The sequence below is a fragment of the Verrucomicrobium sp. BvORR106 genome, from assembly GCF_000739655.1.
Lineage (GTDB): Bacteria > Verrucomicrobiota > Verrucomicrobiia > Verrucomicrobiales > Verrucomicrobiaceae > Verrucomicrobium.
This window is the reverse complement of record NZ_BATR01000135.1, coordinates 1-22,089: the sequence shown is the minus strand read 5'-3', so window position 1 is coordinate 22,089 and position 22,089 is coordinate 1. Positions and strand designations below refer to the sequence as shown.

Here is a 22,089-nt window from a genome sequence, read left to right as displayed (position 1 = left end):
GGCATTGGCAGGATCGGTGGTGAAGGCGTTGTCCACGATGTACACGTCGCCACGGCGGGTGCCGACGGCGAGCTTGTGCTCGGGGAGCAGCTCGATCGCGCCCACCTCCGCCACGATGTCCGTGGGGAAGGAGAAGGGCTCGATCTTGTAGAAATCAGACTCCTGTGGGGCAGGGGACTGGGCGCGGAGGGCGCCGGGCACGAGGGGCAGCAGGGCTGCGAGGGCAAAGGCAAAGGATTTCATGAAGGACTCGAAAAGGGTTCGATGAAGAAACGGATGGCGGCGCAGGGGTTACTTCCCGCCCCAGGCGTAGGTCAGGGTGAACTCGGCTCGGCCGTCCTTGAACTCCACGGGCAGCAGCACTTCCGTGCGCCCGCCGTCCTTGCGCACCAGCGGCTCCCCGCCGGCCACGCTGACCTTCACCACCTTGTCCACCAGGAAGTCCGGGCCCTTGGCTTCCACATTGCCGGAGAGGGCGAGGAAATAAAGGCCGTTCTTGCCGCCGGGGTTGCTCAGTTTCACCGTGCGCTTGAGCAGGGCGCTGCTCTCCTTGGAGCTGCCGGAGGGCGTGTAGGACTCCTCCACCTGCACCCCTTGATATTCCCACTTGAAGGTGGGCTGGCGCTTGGCGTCCAGCTCATACCCGTGGAACCGGTAGTCGGCATTGCGGAACTCCTCTTTTTTGTAGGCTGCTACCCAAGGGGCGGAGCCTGAATCAAGGGTGCCCAGAGCGCGCTGCTGGCCCAGGCTGGCCACATCGTAGCCCAGCGGCGGCTGGTCGCCGGCACCGCGGCCCGTCCAGTGGCGCTTGGCGTCCATAAAGGCACCCTGCCACACCAGGGCCAGGTTCATCTGATCGGCATCCCAGCAGAGGTTGACCCCGCCCGGGTAGCCCACGGCAATGCCACGCGGGCCGGAGCCCTTGATGAAGTTGCGGTAGATGAGGGCTTCATCCTTCACCACGAGAGGGAGGCCCTGGTACTTCTGCTCGTCGGTTTCGCGACGATCCGTGTTGGGCACCCACTCGGAGAGAGCAGCCTCCTTGAAGCCCGGGCCGGACCAACCGAGGTAGAACTCCGCCTCGCCTCCGCCTTGGAAGTAGTGGGCCAGGATCTTGTGCTCGCCTTTGGTGAGTTTGATTTTCTTCTCCTTGATGCCGAAGGGGTGGATACCGTCCGCCTCGATCACTTCTTTGTCGTCGATATAAATGCGGATGCCGTCATCCCCACCGGAGACGAACTTGTACTCCCCGTCCTTGGGGCAGTCGATCATGCCCTCGAATTCGTAGGCGAACTTGTTCTTCTCCTTGTTGATGCTGATGTCGCACTTCCCGGCGGGCAGGGGACCGCCTGCCAGAGGGGTGAGGGTGCTGAAATCCGGCAGCTTGTTGAAGCTGCCCGTGTAGTAGCGGAAGTGGAGATTCCGGATCGGCGGCACGGCCTTAGCCACGGTGAGTAGGCCGTTCATGACCATGGCGTGACCGGGGAAGGTGCAGACGTAGGGGTACTCGCCCTCTTTCTCCGGTGCCGTGAAGCTGATGCTGCCCTTCTGGTGCGGATCCACCATTTTGGTGTGGGCGATGATGCGCTTGTGCTCCGGGATCCACTGCTTCACCATCCCGGCTTCGCCCAGGTTCCAGGCCACCTGCGCCACTTCCATGCCTTTGTCGTTGCCGCCGCCGTCCTTCGGCAGGCAGACCACGACGTTGTGCGGGAGGTCGTCCAGGTTGTCCAGGGTGATGGTCACCTTGGCACCGGGTTCGGCAATGATCGCCTCCGTGTCATACCGCATCTGGGCCGGCAGAGTCTTGATGGTGACGTTGACGTCCTTGGGCGCAGCGGCCGAAAGCGGAAGAGCCACGGCGCAGGCCGTCAGCAGGGTGAGTACAGGTGGGCGGAAATGCATGGGTGCTGTGAAACGTGTCGAGATGATGCTATTTCTGCTTGTGCGGAGAAAAAGCGGTGGATTAAAACGCACGTGCAGGCTGGTGTCTTAACGGTTGGACTGACATAATTTGTTGGTTTTAAGACATGAAAGTATCGGTTGGAGGGTGGATCCGGCCGAAATCTACAGACGGGTCTTGTGCGGGGGGGCAGGGGTGAGGTGACCGCGGTAGCCGAGGCGGGAGCGCAGAGGGCAGTCGTGGCTGCATTCGCTAGAATGCGGAAGGGGGCGGCATATGGCCGGGTGACGTGCTTTGTCCACTCGTCGCGTCCTTTGTTTGCGCGCGAACTGCTCATTCTTGCCGCCTTGCTGTCTTGCACTTTCCAGGGGCAAGACTCGCCAAGCTCGTCTGGCCCCTGGCTACCGTCTGGGATGCCTTCGGCATGGGGGCAGGTGTAGCGGCATTTGTGATGATGCTGAGGTGCGGCCGGACTGTGAAGCACTTGTCTTTCTGTGCCATGCTGTGAATTCCTGAACCGCGTTTTCACGAACACAGCTCCAAACCCCTTCCCCCCATGCCGAAGGCATTCCAGACGGTAGCCAGGGATAGGGCGAGTTCTACGAGCCCTATCCCTGGATTGATGAAGCAGAATTGCACCCTGAAAGTGGTGCCAGAAAGGTAGTTTCCTTGATCAATTCACCTCTAACCTTTCCTTTGGTTTCACTTTCACCTACTCTTCCCGAATTCCTTTCATGATCTGCGCGAAGGTGATGTCGGTGCGCGGCTTGGCGGTGCCATCGGTACCGAGACGGTAGCCGAGATTGTCCTCATAGAGCGCCTTCATGGCTGGCGTCATCTCTCGCATGTACCCGGTGGGGTTTTTCCTCAGCTTGTCCTTAAGGGCATCCACATTCATGGCGGGTACGCCGGTTTCTTCGGCCAGGAGTTCATCCAGAGTTACCAGCCATTCAGCCGTGACACGGCCCCAGCGGGCATCGTCGTCAATGGGACCCTTGGTCCCGACGATCAGGAGAGCTACCAGTTGAGCGTTGGACTGTATCTCACGCTGAAGTTTCAGCATGTCATCCTTGGAGAGATTGCCCGACTTGATGGCCTCGGCGAGGTAGTGTCGGCGGACAGCCACGTTAAGATCCGGATCCGCAAAGCTGCCCAGCAGATCCACCCGGGATCCTTTGTGATAGTAGTGACCGAACTTCTCATTGCTGGAGAGCCCCATAGCCGTCTCCACGCTGCTGTTGCGCAGATCGGTGAGGCCGAGAATGCCTTTCATCAAGCCACCGAAGTCGCCGGAGATTCCTGCACGGATGCCGGGGGAGAGCTTTTTCTGGAAGCTGTCTTCCAGTTCTTTCCTGCGCCCCGTCTGGGTGCCGGTGATGGCATTGTCTAGCACGGTGATGCCGAGTTCCTTCAGCGCCTTTTCCAGGTGGGGAATCTGCTCGGAGGGGAAGCCTTCTAGCGGACTGTCCACTTTCGCCAGATCAATGGCCAGTTCCACCAGACGGTCGCGGACGGCCTCCTTGAGTTGGGCGAAACCTTCAGGGATGGCGGTGCCAAACTGGTTGGTTGCCCGCTCGTATTCGTCCACCATGGCCTGATATCGGACGAGGTGGGAGAGAACTTCCAGCTTGTGTGTGGCAGGCTTCTTGGGGGCGTCATCCACGAAGTCATCTTCACCAAAATCTGTCATCAGACTGGTGCGCAGCTCAGTCAGTTGCGTGTGGAGCTTGGTGGCGTAGCTCGTGGTTGACTCGCTGAACCGTGCCTGTGCCTTGACGGCGGTGCCCTCAGGGTCCAGCACGGTTGGATACGCTCTCGCATCCAGCGCCATCTTCATCAGTGGGAGCGGGGAGCCTTTCGGAGTGTGCTCCATGAGCCCTTCCAGCAGGATTTTCCGTCCGTCCGTTCCTAGTCCGCCTACGACGCGGGCGATCATGGCCCGGGCTTTGTCGGGATCAGGATCGCTCATCATGGCGCGATTGAAGCACTGGACGAGGCCACGGAACGCGCCAGACACAGAGTCTCGGCTGTCCGTGATCGTATAGCTCCGTTGATCGCGGTCTTTCACCACGCTGTCGCTCCGTCCTTCATGCACGGCGAGTGCCTGATGCAGCGTGTCCGTCCAAGCTCGCACCTCTTTTTCAAAGTCAACCTGGCGGGACTTGATCTCCTTGTGAATGATGCCGGCCAGTTCCTTCATGGATTCAGCATGAGGACTGCCTTCCACTCCGTCGGAGAAAGCCTCGGCCAGGCTCGCCAGTTCCCTGGAGTTGAGTGATTTGACCTGCTTGGTAAAGGCGTCCTGCGTGATCTGGTTCAGATCCATGCCGCGCTTCACTGCTGGTGCGGCGGCCTGGGCGATGTTGCTCATGTATGCGCTGAACGCGGGATGTTTGGTGGCAGTGACCACGGAACCCTTGGGCAGGGTCGTGAGCATTTTCACCAGTTCCTTAGTCGTCTTGTCCACCTCTTGAAGGGCGGCTTCGGTTTTCTCCTTGGTGCGTGTCTCCTTCGGTGTGGTCAGGTCGGAGAACATTTTCGACATGCCAGTCTTGCCTGCCGGGGGCTGCCAGGTGGGCGGGGGCACGATGACGGGGGGAGGAGGCAGATCCCTGGGGGCTTCTGGGGCAGAGTCGTGAACTTGTGGAGGTACGACTTCGGGGGCGTCGTGAGTTTCGATCTCGTCGACGTGACCGATGTCATGCTGGAACCTGGCGAGGAACTCGTCGCCAAAGGTGATGGACTCGTGATCCAGGTTCTGAACGGTGTCTTGCCGGTGCTCGGTGCCCTCGGTATCCTTGAGGCGGCTCACTCCGCCCCCGGTCACAGAGACCTTGAGATTGGAGATGTCGTGGTCGCTCTCGCCATGAAACAGGGTGACATCGTACGGTCCGTCCGTGCGATCTCCGAGGCGCGCATAGGTGCCATTTCCCAGATCCACGCCTTGGAACCTTTCCCCATTGACCTCGAGCTCGGCGAAGGTGCGGACTTCGCCATCCACCTTGAGGGTGGGCATGGCCTGGAAGGAGAGGGTGGCTTCAGCAACTTTCATGTGACGGGGGCGGCGGCGTGACGAGTCGTTGTAGTGAACTTCTAGCCGCACCCCTGTTCCCAGTTACCTGAAACTTGGTGACGAGGTCGCCAGAATGGTCAGGATGAGGCTACACGGCTCGATTCAAAAGCTCCTGGGCAATGACCCCGTCCAGCTGCGGGATCTGCAGATAAGCAAGCGCCTCTTGAAGAAGAGGGATCTGGCCTGTGGGCACATCCGCGATCGGTGCGAGGAGATTGTCCAGATCTTGAGTCAGCTCCGCCAGGCGATCTCGCACGGTGGCTTTGCGCCCTGCAAAGTCGCCCGTTGGCGGGATGCCAAACTCACTGGTCGCCCGTTCGTATTCCGCTGCCAGGGCATGGAATCGCACGATGAACGAGAAGAACTCCAGCGCGTTGTGGCTGGGGTGCTTGGCCGGGTGATCCCTGTGCTCGTGGTCAGCGAAGTTAGAGTACAGCTCGGCTTCCAGGCTGGTCAGTTGTGAGTAGATCTCGCCAACGTGCGCCTTCCCGGTGGACTGCAGTTGTTCCTGAGCCTTGGTGATGCTTCCGTCGTGGTCGAGGATGGTTGCGGGAGGCTCGTCTCGCAGCGCCATCTTCATGAAGGGGAGGTCTTGTCCCTTGGGAGTGTGCTCCGCCAGAGCTTGGAGAAAGACCTTTCTGCCATCGCTCCCGAGGCCGCCCACTACCCGGGTTGCCAGGGCGCTGGAGTAATCGGTGTCGGTCAAATTCATCATGGCCGTGTTGAAACTTTCCACGAGTTTCGCGAAGGCCTTGGATGCTGTTGCCCGATCTTCCGTGACCTGGTGGGTGTTGCCCTGGTGATCGGTGAATGAGCCGGTGAGTTCGCCCTCGTGCACCGCCAGCGCCTTGTTAAGGGAGTCGGTCCAGAGGTGGACCTCGGTATCCAGTTTGTCCTGACGGGCCGTGATCTCGGTTTTCACGATGTCGGACAACTCCGCCAGTGCTGCTGCGTTGGAATCGTTACCCACGGCGCTGGTGAAGGCTGCTGAGAGGGCGGTGAGTTCCTTGGTGGTGAGCGTTTTGATCTGGTCGGTGAAGGGTTGATACACCGCTTTCTCAGTGACCCCTCCTGGCACGCCAGAGGGGCCTCCGTCTTGTTTGACCTTCGCCAGATGAGTGGCGAAGTTTTGGAGTTTGAGCGCCTGAGCGGAATCGTCCGTCGGCGAGATCGACAGGGCGTTTAGAAACAAGCCAGTGGACCTGCCCAATTCCTCCACGGAAGGAGGTGTCCGGTCCCGCGGACCGCTTTCAATCACGATGCTGATGTCCGGATCATCTTGAACCAGGTCCGTGGGCGGTAGGGAGGAGGGGATGCTTGATGTTAAAGGCGGGAGCAGTTGAGGCGGAGGTCCTGGGGAGAGGGGTGAGGTCGAACCCTGGACGTCAGGCAGCTCGTGCACTCCACGCTGGCCGAGAAACTGGTCGAAGAAGGCTTCGGTCAGGGTGATCGCTTCATGGTCCATCTGGCGCACGTCATCCGTCCCATGCGCGTGGCCCTCCGTATCCTGCAGTCGGCTCACCCCGCCGCCTGTGATGGAGACCTGCATGTTGGAGAGGTCGTGATCCGATGATTCGTGAAAGAGCGTGACGTCGAAGCGTCCCTGGGTGCGATCCGACAGACGGGCATAGGTGCCGTTGCCCAGGTCAACACCTTTGAAGGTCTCACCATTGACCTGGATGTCGGCAAACGTGCGAACCTCGCCATCCACCTTGAGGGTGGGCATGGCTTCAAAGGCAAAGGTGGCTTCGGCAACTTTCATGAGGGTATGCAGGAAACGAAGATGGCAGCGTGACAATGAAGTCTCTTCCTGCCGCCACCCGTGCAGTTACTGATGAGGTCTCAGAATCCCAAGGAAGTTCCGGTCCGGCCGGTGACGTGGCCACGCTAGGCGCGGATGAAGCCTGATGGCGGCTCGCTCAGCGAAATTTCTGCGGGCACATCCTGCCGGGCGAGGAGCTCTGGGAGACGGCGACGCCAGATGACGAGCACGCTCACCAGATCCTTGAGGTGCTGGTAGAGAGCCTGCGGTTCAGCCTGATTGAGGTCGATGATTCTCCCGAGCAGTACTTCCTGCTGGGGCTCATCGATGGAAAAGAAGGCTCCCGCCGTGCCCCGGCCGAAGGCATTGGCAATGAGGAGTGGCTCGAGCAACGCGCTGCGGGTGGCAGCGTTCAGCTTGCAGAGGGGTGAGTAGAGATGGGCCGTCGGGGCTTTGGGGTCCGGTTCCAGATGCACCGTGATGTCATCGCCGAACTTGAGGCTGACCACGCCGTTCTCGTTGAGCGACAGGGTGTCGAGGCCGAGTTGCTTCCCCAGGTAGTCTAACAGCAATTGGAACTCCATGTCGCAACCTCCCCGGATGTTCTGTGATGGCAACTGGATTGATGGATTTCGCCAAAGGTGTCACGCGGACGGATCCCGTCGGGAAGAAAAATGAAAAGCGTGAAAGAGTGCTTGGCCTGCTGAAGTACTGTTGGTATATCTCTGGTATACCAGTAGTGCACCATGACGGATTCCCTCAGCGAAAAGGCCTATCACCACATCCAGCGCAAACTCCTCTCCGGGGAGTGGGCCGCTGGGGATGTGCTCTCCGAGCTCAGCGTGGCGCAGGAGATGGGCATTAGCCGCACGCCGGTGCGTGAAGCTTTCCGGAACCTCGAGCAGGAGGGGGTGCTGGAGCAGGTGCCCCGCTTTGGCACCCGGGTGAAAGCGCTGGACCGACGGGACTTGGTGGAGCTCTATGAACTCCGTGAAGCGCTGGAGCCCTATGCTGTCGCTCAGGCCGCCGGGAAACTGTTGCCGGAGGACCGCGACCGGCTTCGCGCCCTGTGCGCTGAGTTCAAGACCATTGCCGGGGAGCTTCGCCAAAAAGGCAAGACCCAGCCGGACGCGGCTATGATGAAGCGGCTCATGTCTGCGGACATGGCGTACCATCAGCTCCTCATCCGCGCAGCAGGCAACCGGCGCATGATGAAGATCGTGGCGGACAGCCGGGTGCTGGCGCGCATTTTTACCACCTCCCGCCAGGAGCACGACCTCAAGGTCATCGAGCAGACCTACCGCTACCACGTGGAGATTCTCCAGGCGGTGGAGACTGGCAAGGGCGAGGAGGCTCGCCGGCTGATGAGCGAGCATATCCGCGCCAGCATGGTGGAGGCGCTGGAGCACTATGACACCCGGAACGCTGCGATCGGCACCCAGGATATGTCGCTGGGTTTGCCGGATGAATTGCTCACCGAGTTTCACCGCATCGAAAAGCAGGCCAAGCCCGGTGCGACTCGTCGCCGGAGCCGCTCCGCCTGATGCCCCATTTTCATTTTTCAAGTTTCCTAAAACCAATCCATGAACCTGAGACACGTATCCTCACGTCTTCCCGTGCTCGCGGCCGGGCTTTCCTTGCTCTGTGCCGGGGCCGCTTCCGGCCTGGAGCGCATCAAGTACAACAACCCGGGTCTCAAGGTGGACCTGGGTGTCGGCCTGTGGGCCTGGCCGCTGCCGATGGACTTCGACGGCGATGGTGACCTCGACCTGGTGGTGAACTGCCCGGACAAGCCCTACAATGGTACGTACTTCTTTGAGAACGCGACAGGGGACACGGCCAAGAACAAGCTGCCAGTGTTCAAGCCGGGGCGGCGCATCAGCAAGGGCATACAGAACGTCCAGGTCTCCTACGTGGATGGCAAGCCGGTGGTGATGAGCCCGGGGCTGGTGTATCCCGACTTCCTCAAGACCGGCATTGACCAGGGAGTTAAGATTGACCTGCCTGCCAACGTGCACCCCAACAAGGTACGCGGAAATATGTGGCGCTCGGTGGACTATGATGGCGATGGCCTGCAGGACATCGTGGTCGGTGCCGATGACTGGACCGAGTATGGCTGGGACAACGCCTACGATGAAAACGGCCGCTGGTGCAATGGGCCTCTGAAGGGCTTTGTTTATGTGGCCCGCAATGAGGGCACGAATGACCAGCCCAAATACGCCAAGCCGGTGAAGGTGATGGCCCTTGACCGCCCGGTGGAAACTTTTGGCTGGCCCTCACCCAACTTCGCGGACTTTGACGGGGACGGCGATCTGGATCTGCTTTGCGGCGAGTTTCTGGATGGTTTTACCTATTTCCAGAACACCGGCACCCGGGACAAGCCCAAGTACGCCTATGGGAAGAAGGTGAAAACGGCGGAGGGCAAGTACCTCAAAATGGATCTGGAGATGATCACCCCTACGGCGATCGACTGGGACAAGGACGGAGACCTGGATCTGATTGTGGGAGATGAGGACGGTCGCGTGGCCTTCGTTGAGAACACCGGCAAGTTCGATGAAAAGGACAAGACACCGCTTTTCCTGGCCCCGCGTTACTTCCAGCAGGAGGCGGATGATGTGAAGTTCGGCTCCCTGGCCACGCCGGTCGGCTTTGACTGGGATGGGGACGGCGATACGGACATCATCAGCGGCAACACGGCGGGGAACATCGCTTTCATCGAGAACCTCAGCGGCAAGGGTGTGGAAAAGCCCAAGTGGAACAAGCCGCAGCTCCTCAAGGCTGGTGGCAAGGTGCTCCGCATCATGGCCGGGCCGAATGGCAGCATTCAAGGCCCCTGTGAGGCCAAGTGGGGCTATACCACCCAGACCGTGGTGGACTGGGATCTGGACGGCCTGCCGGACCTGCTGGTGAACTCCATCTGGGGCAAGGTGCTCTTCTACAAGAACACCGGCACCCGCACTGCCCCCAAGCTCGCTGCGGCCAAGCCCGTGGCCGTGGAGTGGAAGGGGAAACAACCTGAACTGGCCTACGGCTGGCTGCGCCCGCAGGGCAAGGCTCTCCTCACCCAGTGGCGTACCACCCCGGTGGGGGTGGACTGGAACAAGGACGGTCTGCCGGATCTGGTGATGCTGGATCAGGAAGGCTACCTGGCCTTCTTCCAGCGGGCCAAGGTGAATGGCGAACTCAAGCTCCTGGCTCCCCAGCGCGTCCTGCTGGCTGACCAGCTCAATGCAGGCGAAGAGGGGCCAAAGTTCTTCCAGGCCTCGGCAGGCGAACCGCTGTGGATGAACAAGAAGATCGCCGGTGGCAGTGGCCGTCGCAAACTCTGCGCCACGGACTGGGATGGCGATGGCAAGCTGGACCTGCTGGTGAATGCGGCCAATGCCAGCTTCGTGCAGCAGACCTCAGCGTCAGATGGCAAGTGGCACTTCAAAGATCGCGGCCTGATTTCGCCCATGAACATCGAGGGTCACGATGTGAGCCCTGCGGTGGTGGACTTCAACGGCGACGGCGTACCAGACTTCCTGGGCGGAGCCGAGGATGGTTATTTCTACTACCTGAAGAATCCTGGCCCGACAGTCTCGGCTCAGAAGGCTCTTGTTCCCCAGGCCGGACTGACATCGAGTGAGTTCATCTATGAGACGGCGCCGTTCCCGTCCTGTCACGCCTCCACCATCGCCCAGGCGGCGGATGGCACGCTTCTGACTTCCTGGTTCGGCGGCACCGCTGAAGGCAAGGCTGATGTGGGGATCTGGGTGTCCCGTCAGGTCGGTGGCAAGTGGAGCGAGCCGGTGGAAGTGGCCAATGGTGTGCAGGCAGATGGTCTGCGTCATCCCTGCTGGAACCCCGTGCTCTTCCAGCCCAAGGAAGGCCCGCTCTGGCTCTTCTACAAGGTGGGACCTTCTCCGCAGACCTGGTGGGGCATGCTCCGCACCAGCACGGACGGCGGCAAGACCTGGGGGGATGCCGTGCGTCTCCCAGACGGCATCCTGGGACCGATCAAGAACAAGCCGGTGCAACTGGCCAACGGGGACATCCTCTGCCCGACCAGCACGGAATCTCCCACCAAGCCCAGCAAATGGGCCGTCCACTTTGAGCGGACCACTGACATGGGCAAGACCTGGACCGCGACACCGGCCCTTCACGACGGGGTGGCCATTCGCGCCATTCAGCCCAGCGTCCTTCTTGCTGGGGGTGACAAGCTCATCGCGCTGGGGCGCTCTACCCAGGGGAAGATCTTTGTAATCGAATCCAACGATCTAGGAAAAACCTGGGGCACCATCCGCCTCGGCTCGCTGCCCAACCCCAACTCCGGCACCGATGCGGTGACGCTCAAGGACGGCCGGCATCTGCTGATCTACAACCACACGCCCAAGGGGCGCTCGCCGCTGAATCTGGCGATCTCCAAGGACGGGGTGACCTGGCAGGCCGCCCTGGTGCTGGAGAGTGAGAAGGGCGAGTATTCCTACCCGGCCATCATCCAGACGCCCGATGGCAAGGTGCATGTCACCTACACCTGGAAGCGCGAGAAGGTAAAACACGCCGTGATTGATCCGGCAAAGCTTGAGCCAAAAGACTTGGTTGACGGCAACTGGCCTCAATGAGCAGACTGGGCGCTGTGAAATTACCTACTACCATGCCCCGATCCTCCTTCTTTGCCGCTGTTGTCTGCCTCGGTGCCTTGCTCACCGGATCCCTGTCCGCTGCTGATGACGCCGCACTCGCGGCGGTCAAGGCAGCTGACGCCGCCCGCGTGAAAGCCATGCAAGCCCCCACCAAGGAGGCGCTGGAAGCTGTGCTGTCTGATGACCTGAACTATGCCCACTCCAGCGGGGTGGTGGATACCAAGGCCTCCCTCATTGACCTGGTGCTCAGCGGCAAGACGAAGTACCTCGGCTTCTCGTATGAGAGCCAGAACTTCTCGTTCCCGGCTCCGGGCATCGCCCTTATGCATGGTCGCGTGAATCTGAAGGTGGGCAAAGGGTCTGAAGTTTCAGACCTCGCCATGAGCTACCTCGCCGTTTGGAAAGAGGAAAAGGGGCAGTGGAAGTTCCTCGCCTGGCAGTCCTGCAAGCTGCCTCCAGCGGAAGCTCCGGCGAAGTAATCGTCAGCATCGACAGACGTCCATGCATCTGGCCTTCATCCAAGACATTATGCGTCTCCCTGTCCTTCCTCGAAGGTTGGGCATGGCATTGCTGCCATGGGTGATGGCCGGTGCCGCAATGGCAGAGCCCGGTCCCTCGGGCCTGCCGCCCATGCTTGATCTGGCGGGGACTGGCACCGATCCCGCCAAGATCGACTACACCCTTCTGCCGGAGCTTTCCGGCACTTGTACTCTGGTGACTCAAGGGGATGCCACGTGGCAGTTCCGCCTGCACAACTACCTGGCCTTTTTTGACGGCAAGTATTGGTGCATGTGGAGCCACGGCCCCCGCATTGAAGATCATCCCACCCAGCACGTGCGTTATGCCACCAGCACGGATGGCGTGAAGTGGAGTGAGCCCCAGGAAATCATGCCCTCCTCGTCAAAAGAGGGTTTTCGTTACATCGCGCGCGGATTCTGGGTGCGTGATGGCAAACTGCTCGCGCTGGCCAGTCATGATGAGGCTTACAACGAGAAGGGAAAGGTGCACTTCTTTGGCAAAAGCTTGCAGCTTCTCGCCTTCGAATGGCTGCCTGATTCCGGTACGTGGCGGCCTCTTGGCGTGGTGTTTGACGACGCCATCAACAACTTCCCTCCGCAGAAGTTGGCCACTGGCGAGTGGGCCATGATGCGGCGGGATCATCTGAACAATGTCTCCATGCTCATTGGCGGGGTGGAGTCTCCCTTGAAGTGGGAGTCCCGTCCGGTGTTCGACCGTACCCCGAGCAATGCCTTCAAGCCTGATGAACCGGAGTGGTGGCAGCTGCCGGATGGCCGGTCGCTGGGCATCATCCGCGACAATGGCGGGTCCAAACGACTGTTCCGCTCCCTCTCCAGCGACAACGGGCGCACTTGGAGCACCCCGGAGCTGACGAACTTCCCGGACGCGACCTCCAAGTTTTTTGGCCTGCGCACCTCGCGGGGCTCCTATGTGTTGGTCTCCAATGCCAATCCGGCCAAGCGTTATCCGCTCTGCCTTTCGGTTTCCAGAGACGGCATCACCTTCACCCGGATGGGGCGACTGCCCGTGCCGGTGGCAGAGGTGCCTTCCCTACAGTACCCCCATGTCATCGAGCACGATGGGAGTTTGCTGATCGCCTACTCCCGGGACAAGCGGGGCATCGAGGTCGTCGCCATCCAGTTGGATGAAATTGACCGCCTGGAGCGGGGCGAAATCGTGGTGCTAGCCCCCTGATCTGAACTTGTCAGATTTTATGACATGCAAGAGGCGGAAGATCCTCCGCCGTTAGAACGAGTCCATGAGCCATCCCGACACTCTAAAGCCTTCCACCGCCATGACCACCAGTCGCTATGCCTGGACGGTGGTGGCTCTGTTGTTTCCTGTGGCCCTGTTGAACTACCTGGACCGGCAGATGATCGCCTCCATGAAAGTTTCGGTCATGCGGGACATTCCCAGTGTGGGTTCCGAGGCGAACTGGGGGCACATGCTGGCGCAGTTCAAGTGGGTGTATGCTGTCTTCAGCGTGGTGGGCGGGTACATTGCGGACCGCTTCAGCAAGCGATACGCCATCTGCGCGAGCCTCTTTGTTTGGTCGGCCATCACTTGGTGGACCGGGCATGTCCAGACCTTCGAGGAGCTGATCTGGGCCCGTTCCTTGATGGGCATCAGTGAGGCTTTCTACATCCCTGCGGCGCTGGCACTCATTGCGGACTATCACGGCTCCCTTACCCGGTCGAAGGCGGTCAGCATTCACCAGATGGGCATTTACTGCGGGGTCATCGTTGGTGGATTTTCTGGCTACATCGCCGACTCGCCGACCTTGGGCTGGCGTTTGGCCTTCGATATCACGGGGATCGTCGGCCTGCTCTATGCCTTGCCGCTTTTGATCCTGCTCAAGGACAAGCCCGCCGTACCGGCTGCTGTACCGGCACCCGCCACCTCTTCAGGAGAGCTGGGCAAGTTGGGGAAAGCGCTTGGTGCCCTGTTCAGCAATGGCTCGTACATTCTACTCGTGCTCTATTTCACCCTGCCCGCCATTGCGGCCTGGGTGGTGCGGGACTGGATGCCGGCCATCTTGCAGAAGGAGTTTAACATCAGCCAAGGGCATGCGGGCGTCTCCGCCGCACTCTACTGGCAGGCTGCGGCGCTGGTGGCGGCGGTGGGGGCAGGGGTGCTCGCAGACCGGCTCATGCGGCGCACTCAGCGGGGGCGGATCTACGTGAGCGCCATGGGCATGATGCTCATCGTGCCAGCGCTCTTCAGCGTTGGCAACGCCCCAGGGCAACACTCGTTTGGCCTTGCCATCTTTGGTCTGATCCTCTTCGGCATTGGCTGGGGATTCTTTGACTGCAACAACATGCCCATCCTCTCCCAGATCGTGGGCCCCCAGCAACGGGCCACGGGCTATGGGTTCATGAACTTCGTGAGCATGACCGCAGGCGGCATGGCGGACTGGATCTTTGGCATCATGCGGGATCGCGGCGTGGGCCTCAACATCATCTTCTCCACTTTTGCCGGCATCTGCGTGCTTTCCACCGTGCTGGTGCTGCTGATCCGCCCCCGCGACACAGAACGCGACGGTGGCGCTGCCCTCTGAATCTCGACATGAAGACATCATCTGCACCCGCCTACCACGGCATCATTCCTCCCATCATCACTCCGCTCAAAGACCGCGACACGCTGGATGTGGCGGGGCTGGAAAATCTGATCGAGCACCTATTGGCGGGGGGCGTCCACGGTATCTTTGCCCTCGGCACCACCGGTGAGGCCCCCAGCTTGAGTTATCGACTGCGGCGGGAGATGGTGGAGCGCACCTGCAAACAGGTGGCGGGGCGGGTGCCGGTGTTGGTCGGCATCACGGACACCTCCTTTGTGGAATCGGTGAACCTAGCTCAGCACTCGGCTGAGCAGGGGGCTGCTGCGGTGGTGCTTTCGGCTCCCTATTACTTTCCTGTGGGCCAGCCGGAGTTGACCGAGTACGTGGAGGACCTAGTGCCGGAGCTTCCTCTACCGGTCTTCCTCTACAACATGCCCAGCCATACCAAGGTGACCTTTGAGCTGAGCACAGTCCGCCGTGCCATGGACCTGCCCGGGGTGGTGGGGATGAAGGACAGCTCGGGCAACATGGTCTATTTCCACCAACTCGTGCGCGAGCTGGAGCATCGCCCTGACTGGAGCCTGCTCGTGGGACCGGAGGAGTTGCTGGGCGAGAGCGTGCTCCTGGGCGGGCACGGTGGTGTGTGTGGTGGAGCCAATCTTTGCCCGAAGCTCTACGTGGCCCTGTATGAGGCGGCGCAGAAGCGGGATGTGCCGCGGGTGATGGAGCTGCACGCTCAAGTGATGCGGATCTCCAGCAGCATCTACAAGGTGGGCCGCCACGGCTCAGCCTTCATCAAAAGCGTGAAGTGTGCGCTGAGCGTGTTGGGTGTTTGTGATGACTTCCTGGCGGAACCGTTTCACCGTTTCCGGGACGAAGAGCGCCTGCGGGTGGGGGCGTACTTGGAGGAGTTCGAGATCACGCGGGAGCGGGCATGGCCGGCCGCGGTGGAAGTGTAGGAGGGAATGAGGAATTAACCACAAAGGCACAGGGGACACTGCGGGTGGCACTGGGCCTGAACTTAAGCTAGACTGTTTTGATCATGAAGAAGGCGTTGAACAAGGATGAGGTGAAGGTGGTGCAACTGGTGGCCAGCGGGGATCTGCGGCTCTCTGCCAACCAGACGTGCTGGGCTGCGCAGGATGCGATGGAGAAGGCCCTGGCAGCGGCGGTGGCGGCAGAAGGCTACGACCTGGTGCGCTCGCATCCCTACAAGGAGGATGAGGGGCATGGGTTCATTGCGTCACAACGGGAGGGGATTGAGGTGTTCCGCAATGTGGACCCGGATGCACCGCTCATCGTGGCGGAGGCCGTCTGGCAGTACTCCCATCATGTGCTGGCGGGGCTGACCACGCATCGCGGCCCCATTCTCACGGTGGCCAACTGGTCCGGTCAGTGGCCGGGGCTGGTGGGCATGCTGAACCTCAACGGTTCTCTGACCAAGGCGGGCGTTGAGTACTCCACCTTGTGGAGCGAAGACTTCACGGACGAGTTCTTCCGCACCGAACTTCGTCGATGGCTGAAGACGGGCAAGGTGAAGCAGGATCTCTCTCACGTGCGACCGCTCGAAGATGTGACCGTGCCGCCGAAGTCAGCGCAACTGGGCGGACAACTGGCAGCTGAGCTCCGGCTACAGAAGGCGATCATGGGCGTGTTCGATGAAGGGTGCATGGGCATGTTCAATGCCATCATTCCAGATCATGCGCTGCACGCGTGTGGTGTCTTCAAAGAGCGGCTCAGCCAGTCCAGTCTCTATCACGAGACGACCCAGACTTCCGAGACCGAGGCCCGCGAGGTGTACCAGTGGCTCGTGAAAAAGGGGATGAAGTTTCACCTCGGCAAGGACCACGCCACGGAGCTGACCGAGGCCCAGGTGCTGAAGCAGTGCCAGATGTACATCGCCGCCGTGCGACTCGCAGATGACTTCGGCTGTGACACCATCGGCATCCAGTACCAGCAGGGCTTGAAGGATCTGCTTCCCGCGAGTGATCTGGTGGAAGGCATCCTGAACAACAGCGATCGCCCGCCGGTGAAATCGCGCGATGGCAAGCGAGTGCTCTACAAGGGCGAGCCGCTTGTGCATTTCAATGAGGTGGACGAATGCGCGGGGCTGGATGCGCTGATGACCTGTCGCGTCCATCAGGCCCTGGGCCAGCCGGTTGAAAGTACGCTGCATGATGTGCGCTGGGGTGAGGCCTTTGGCGGTGACTATGTCTGGGTGCTGTTGATCAGCGGAGCCGCGCCGCCGGCGCATTTCATCAAGGGTTGGAAGGGGGCCGAGGGCTTCCGCCAGCCGCCGATGTATTTCCCGAATGGCGGCAGCACGCTGCGTGGTGTTTCCAAGCCGGGTGAGATCGTCTGGTCCCGCATCTATGTAGAAGACGAGTCCCTGCACATGGACATCGGTCGTGGCGCGGTGGTGGAATTGCCGAAGGAGGAGACCGAGCGACGCTGGCAGAACACCACGCCACAGTGGCCCATCATGCACGCCGTGACTTATGGCGTGTCTCGCGACCAGTTGATGGCCAAGCACCAGGCCAATCACATTCAGGTGGCCTATGCCGACGACGCCAAGTCAGCCGACGCCTGCCTGCTGGCCAAGGCCGCGTTCGCCAATGAGCTCGGCATGAAGGTGAACGTCTGTGGCGGGCGGACCCGGAAGAAAGGATGGTAGTTCGGTGATTCAGTAGTCCGGTAATTCGGCAAGCCAGTGGTTCCGTGCGCCGGTCTTGATGCGTTGCATCATAGGCCGGCCTTCTTGATGGTCGGTGGTATTGTCCATAAAAATGAGCGTTGCCAAGCGTAAGTTTTTGGGCAATTTGGCGAACGTATGAGTGATGCCGCCACCGATCTCAAGAAGCAGGTAACGGACTATCTGGCTACGGTGTTCCCGGAGACGCAGGGGAATGAGGGCTGGTCCTTGCGAGTGAGCATGCCTTTCCCGCAGAGCTGGAACGGCCAGCCCACACCCATCGTCTGGTATGCGTACGCAGATCGGAGCAGTCCCCAGTCGCCGAATGGCGTGGAGGTTTCTCAAGCCTGGGCCACAGTGACTCAAGAAGCGGATCCGTCCCGACCGTTGCAACTTGCCTGGTTGCAGGAAGGGATTGTCCCGCTGGGCTTCCAGGGAGCCCCGCCCCTCAGTCAGGCAGATCTCCAGGTGGCGAGGAGCAGTGTGGGGAACTGGCCTGCCCTGACGGAGGGGCAGCCCACCGATGGCATCAAGGCCTCGGCCCAGTTCTTCCGCAAGATCCAGGGCGTGTTCTTCAATTCAGTGGCCCCCAACCATCCAGAGTTTGTCAGCTGGTTGAGTGAGCCTTGAGCCGGCCCGGACCATTCGCTGAATATCCTTGAGCCACCTGCTCCGCTGCGTAGCGTGGGTGCCTTCCCCATGCTCAAGATCTACACCTACTCTGGATGCTCCACCTGCAAAAACGCGGTGAAGTGGCTCAAGCAAAACGACGTCGCTTTCGATGAGAAGCCCATCCGCGAGACGCCGCCCACGGTGGCGGAACTGAAGGTCGTGCTGAAAGCGAAGGGCGGGGATCTTCGGCCGCTCTTCAACACTTCTGGCCAGGACTATCGGTCCATGGGGATCAAAGACAAGCTTCCGGGATTGAGCGAAGAGGAAGCGCTGCAACTCCTGGCCAGTCACGGGAACCTGGTGAAGCGTCCGTTCGCCCTGAACAAGAGTGCGGGCGTGGCCCTCGTGGGATTCAAAGAGGACGAGTGGGCAAAAGCCCTGGCCTGAGCTCTTGTGTTTCCCGGCGGATTTGAGCAAGATGCGCCATGCATCTTTCCTCATTCCGTGCTTTTGGCTGTATGGCTCTTCTGGGGCTGGGGGGCGGCATCGCTGTCGCCCAGAGTGCGACCGCTCCGGGACAACCGGGGTGGTTTCCGTTTACCATCAGCACGCAGGATGCTTCACCCAGTCCCATCGATCTCTCTGCCCTGAATGAAAAGCCAGCGGGGGCTTCAGGCATTCTGAAGGTGGATGGGGAGTGGCTGGTCGACGGTAAGGGGCGCAAGGTGCGCCTCTTTGGAACAAACTTCTGCGGTACCGCGTGTTTCCCGCCCGAGGAGTTGGCTCCTCAGATTGCCGCGCATCTGGCGAAGAACGGTGTGAACGTCGTGCGGCTCCACCACATGGACAACGACTGGGGGAAGGGGAGTTCCATTATCGGTGACAATGAAGCGACCACGCTGAACGAGCAGAACCTTGCTCGCCTGGACAAGCTGGCGGCGGAGTTGATCGCTCACGGCGTTTACCTCAACATCAACCTGCACGTCAGCCGGACTTATCCCGGCACGCCGAAGGGAGCACCCAGCTACAGCAAGGGGCTGGACCACTACCACCGGCCGTTCATTGCGCAGTTTCAGGCCTTCGCCAAGACGCTGCTCAATCACGTGAATCCGCACACCGGCCGGGCCTACAAGGACGAACCGGGCGTGGCGATCATTGAGATGAACAATGAAAACTCGATCCTGCTCAATCCCTGGTGGACGGCCAGCCTGCCCGAGCCTTTCAAAGGAGAGATACAAGGGATGTTTCTCAAGTACCTGAAGGGACAGTACAAGGACACGGCAGCGCTCCAGGCAGTCTGGGGCGTGAACGACGGCAGCACGGGGCCGGACCTGATTAAGAACGGTTCTTTCACGGACGGTGCCAAGGAGTGGTTCGTGGAAGCTACCAATGGCGCCCAGGCCACTGCGAAGGCCATCGGTGATGGGGCGGTGCGCTGGACGAGTACTGCGATCGGCAGTGTGCCGTGGAGCCTCCAGTTCTACCAGGTCGGGCTGAATCTGGATGAAAAGGCCAGCTATCGACTCACCTTCAAGGCGCGGTCCGAGGACAAGAGTACCATCAGCGTCACTGCGATGAACTCCGCCGCCCCGTGGGCCCAGCTTGGGCTCAGTGAAAACGTGACGCTCACCCCCGAGTGGCAGGAGTATCACCTCGATTTCGCCCCGCACTCTGTGCTGCCGGACGGGAAGAACCGGGTGGGCTTCGGGTTGCTCAACAAGATCACCACCGTCGAGCTCAAGGACATCCGCCTGCACACGGTGCCCAACGGTTTCCTGAAACCAGATCAGACACTGGAGGCGGGCACCATCCCCATTCCGGAACGCAGTGCCAATGTGGCGGTGCGCCGGGATTTTATCGCTTTCCTGGCGGATCTGGAAATCGAACACGCGCTGGAGATGAAGAAGTTCATCCGCGAGGAGATCGGCGCCAAGCAGATGATCACGCATTCTCAGTTGCTCTTCGGCGGCATTGCCGGGGCGCGTCGTGAGTTTGCGGTGAGCGACCTGGTGGACACGCATGGCTACTGGCACCATCCGTCTTTCCCACACAAATCCTGGGACATGAACGACTGGTATGTGAACAACGTGTCCCAGGTCGTGGAGAAGAGCGGGGGCACCCTGGCCGAGATCGCCATGCAGCGTCCTGTGGGCAAGCCGTACAGCTTGAGCGAGTACGATGTGCCGGCACCGAACGACTACGCTGCCGAGACCTTCCCTTTGCTTTCCGCCATGGCCTCCCTGCAGGATTGGAGCGCGGTGTATCACTTCGCTTTCAAGCACAACACTCCCTATGATAGCGATCGTATCACGAGCTTCTTCGATCTGCCTGGTCACCCGGCCAAACAGGCGATGATGCCGATCGCCGCGCTGGTCTATCGCAAAGCGTTGATCACTCCTTTCAGCCGCGGGCAGATCCTCAAGCTGGGGAAAGGTCCAATCCTCGACTACGCCGGTGAGAAGGCAGGTGATGTGTGGGGGAGCTGGCGTCCCGTGTGGGATAAAGTGGGCAAGTCCGGGGCCGTCGCCTGGACCGAGCGGGTGGGTCTGAAGTTGAGCGAAGACAACGCCTGGGAACTGGCTCCCTCTATGGGCGTGCTGAGAAAGGGAGGGGACACCGTGAAGGTGAACTGGGTGGCGGAGGGCAAGGCTCCCGCATTGAGCGTGGTGGACCGTAAGGCGTTGGTGTTTAGCGGCACCCTGGGATCAGCCAAACAAGAGCTCGGGGGCATCTCCGTGGTGCTGGAGACCGACTCTCCGGCCAGCAATGTGACCTTGATGGCCGCATCTTTGGACGACAATGCTTTGGCTGACTCCAAGCGCATCTGGCTGGCGGTGGTGAGCCGGGCAGAAAACGTCGGCATGGGCTGGGATGCCAATCGCACGACCGTGGGAACGAAGTGGGGCAAAGGGCCTGCGGAAGTCCTGGGGGTGAAGGCCGTGGTGAGCTTACCCGATGGGGGCAAGTGGAAGGTGCAGGCTCTGGATGCGAAGGGAAATCCGCAGCAGGAGGTGCCGACGGAAGGGGGGAGCTTCAAGCTGTCTCCTGATCAGAAGACGGTGTGGTGGTTGTTGACGAGGCAGTAGAGGAGAGACGTATGAGCGCTGCGGAACTCGTTGTTTGTACAGGTCTCGCCTATGTTTGCTGCTGCCTGGTCTATACCGGGACTCAATGGCTGGCACTTCGTCTCGCGGGAGTGCCAGTCACGAAGGTTCAGCTCTTTTTTGGGAACGAGTTGTTCAGTTTTAGCAAAGGTGACCTGACCTTGGCGGTAGGTTACATTCCGTTTGGGAGTTTTCTCGTGCAAGACCGGACGGTGTACAATGCCCGGCCCCTGTGGCAGCGTGTGACGCTTCCCTTCGCGGGTTCGTTGGCTCTATGTGCTTTCGCCATGCTGACACTTGGTCGGAACTCGTGGGGTCACCAAGTTCTGACTGGGTATTGGCAGTTGCCATGGGGAGCGTTGCATCCCAAAACAGGAGCGCAGGCACTGATCGCGGCCTTGCACCACCTTGCTGACCAGTCCGTTCAGTCGTTCGTCGGAGTGATCGTTGCGAAGACACTGGCCATGAACTTGCTTCCCACCGCCTTTACCCCGGTGGGCGGGATCTTCCTTGAGCCATTCAAGCCTGAAGAAGATCGCCAGTTGCCTCGAGTGGTGAATACTTACGTAGTGGTCAGCGCTTTGGCGTCCTATGCGATGATGGGTATGTGGATTTATGCCGTGGGTGCGTACGTTTGGAAAGCGGGCCAATAGGATGGGTTTTGCCTCGAATTGAGCAAATGCCCTCCGCGTCTGTCCACCAGTGATTCGCCGCATTCTTGCGGCTGGCATCCATCTTTCCGAGGCCTCCCAGCCCCAACCTATCCAGCTGCTTCCTACGGCACCTCTCAACCGCGCAAGCTCTCTCACGATGTCCTCTTTCGACCGCCGCGATTTCTGCACCCTTGTTGCTGTCAACTTCTCTGCTCTACTGCTCTCGCAGTGCGCCTCTCCGCCGCCACCGCCTCCGACGCCGATCGTTCCGGTGACGTCCGTCCCGCCAGGCGGCGTTCCCGCGCCTCAGCCGGCCCCGGTGTACAACGGGCGACTGCCCTGGAACACGGTCTTCAAAGGTGAAGACAAGTTCTACGTGCTCACGGCCCGGGCCCAGCGGGAAAACTGGGCCGCGCTGCCGCTGGGGCGTCGCACGGCCACGGTCGGTCGGGCGCTCACGGGCACCCGATACGGCAACTACACCCTGGAAATCGACAACCGTATCGAATCTCCCTCGGTGAATCTCTACGCTCTGGACTGCTGGACCTTCTACGAGGTGTCCTTGGCGTTCGCCCGCATGATCGGCACG

General features: G+C 60.6%; 15 protein-coding genes and 2 pseudogenes. 12 read left to right on the top strand and 5 right to left on the bottom strand.

Annotated features, from left to right (window positions below):
* From BV106_RS25440 to BV106_RS25420, 5 genes and pseudogenes are all read right to left on the bottom strand, one after another.
* Positions 1-243, bottom strand: a pseudogene (locus tag BV106_RS25440) (hypothetical protein); the annotation flags it as partial.
* A gap of 48 nt (positions 244-291) precedes the next feature.
* Complete coding sequence (locus tag BV106_RS25435) at positions 292-1,905, bottom strand: PA14 domain-containing protein (protein ID WP_038169396.1); 1,614 nt, start codon at positions 1,903-1,905, stop codon at positions 292-294.
* 710 nt (positions 1,906-2,615) lie between these two features.
* On the bottom strand, positions 2,616-4,955 hold the full coding sequence (locus tag BV106_RS25430) for a hypothetical protein (RefSeq protein WP_038169394.1): 2,340 nt from the start codon (positions 4,953-4,955) through the stop codon (positions 2,616-2,618).
* 109 nt (positions 4,956-5,064) lie between these two features.
* Positions 5,065-6,738 carry a hypothetical protein gene (locus BV106_RS25425; protein WP_038169392.1) on the bottom strand — a complete coding sequence of 558 codons (1,674 nt, stop codon included), beginning with the start codon at positions 6,736-6,738 and terminating at the stop codon, positions 5,065-5,067.
* Between the two features lie 125 nt (positions 6,739-6,863).
* Positions 6,864-7,322 carry a type III secretion system chaperone gene (locus BV106_RS25420; protein ID WP_038169391.1) on the bottom strand — a complete coding sequence of 153 codons (459 nt, stop codon included), beginning with the start codon at positions 7,320-7,322 and terminating at the stop codon, positions 6,864-6,866.
* A gap of 162 nt (positions 7,323-7,484) precedes the next feature.
* Here BV106_RS25420 and BV106_RS25415 point away from each other — a divergent pair, with 162 nt between their 5' ends.
* The 12 genes and pseudogenes from BV106_RS25415 to BV106_RS25360 all read left to right on the top strand — a co-directional run.
* Positions 7,485-8,282 carry a GntR family transcriptional regulator gene (locus BV106_RS25415; protein WP_038169389.1) on the top strand — a complete coding sequence of 266 codons (798 nt, stop codon included), beginning with the start codon at positions 7,485-7,487 and terminating at the stop codon, positions 8,280-8,282.
* A gap of 39 nt (positions 8,283-8,321) precedes the next feature.
* Entirely contained in the window at positions 8,322-11,342 is a 3,021-nt protein-coding gene (locus BV106_RS25410) for an exo-alpha-sialidase (protein WP_038169387.1), read from the top strand.
* A 32-nt stretch (positions 11,343-11,374) separates the two neighbouring features.
* Entirely contained in the window at positions 11,375-11,842 is a 468-nt protein-coding gene (locus BV106_RS25405; protein ID WP_265596056.1) for a nuclear transport factor 2 family protein, read from the top strand.
* Between the two features lie 82 nt (positions 11,843-11,924).
* A complete protein-coding gene (locus tag BV106_RS25400; protein WP_051946321.1) occupies positions 11,925-13,076 on the top strand; it encodes a sialidase family protein in 1,152 nt (383 codons plus the stop codon).
* Between the two features lie 64 nt (positions 13,077-13,140).
* Positions 13,141-14,439, top strand: a complete 1,299-nt coding sequence (locus BV106_RS25395; protein ID WP_051946320.1) for an MFS transporter — start codon at positions 13,141-13,143, stop codon at positions 14,437-14,439.
* An 8-nt stretch (positions 14,440-14,447) separates the two neighbouring features.
* Positions 14,448-15,398, top strand: a complete 951-nt coding sequence (locus BV106_RS25390; RefSeq protein ID WP_038169383.1) for a dihydrodipicolinate synthase family protein — start codon at positions 14,448-14,450, stop codon at positions 15,396-15,398.
* Between the two features lie 83 nt (positions 15,399-15,481).
* Positions 15,482-17,113 (top strand): fucose isomerase, encoded by a 1,632-nt coding sequence (locus BV106_RS25385; protein WP_038169381.1) that lies wholly within the window; start codon positions 15,482-15,484, stop codon positions 17,111-17,113.
* Between the two features lie 156 nt (positions 17,114-17,269).
* Positions 17,270-17,761 (top strand): hypothetical protein, encoded by a 492-nt coding sequence (locus tag BV106_RS25380; protein ID WP_038169379.1) that lies wholly within the window; start codon positions 17,270-17,272, stop codon positions 17,759-17,761.
* Positions 17,762-17,830: 69 nt separating this feature from the next.
* Positions 17,831-18,190 carry an arsenate reductase family protein gene (locus BV106_RS25375; protein ID WP_038169378.1) on the top strand — a complete coding sequence of 120 codons (360 nt, stop codon included), beginning with the start codon at positions 17,831-17,833 and terminating at the stop codon, positions 18,188-18,190.
* Between the two features lie 38 nt (positions 18,191-18,228).
* Complete coding sequence (locus tag BV106_RS25370) at positions 18,229-20,829, top strand: carbohydrate binding domain-containing protein (protein ID WP_081892261.1); 2,601 nt, start codon at positions 18,229-18,231, stop codon at positions 20,827-20,829.
* A gap of 11 nt (positions 20,830-20,840) precedes the next feature.
* Complete coding sequence (locus BV106_RS25365) at positions 20,841-21,500, top strand: site-2 protease family protein (protein ID WP_038169374.1); 660 nt, start codon at positions 20,841-20,843, stop codon at positions 21,498-21,500.
* Positions 21,501-21,657: 157 nt separating this feature from the next.
* Positions 21,658-22,089, top strand: a pseudogene (locus tag BV106_RS25360) (DUF1460 domain-containing protein); the annotation flags it as partial.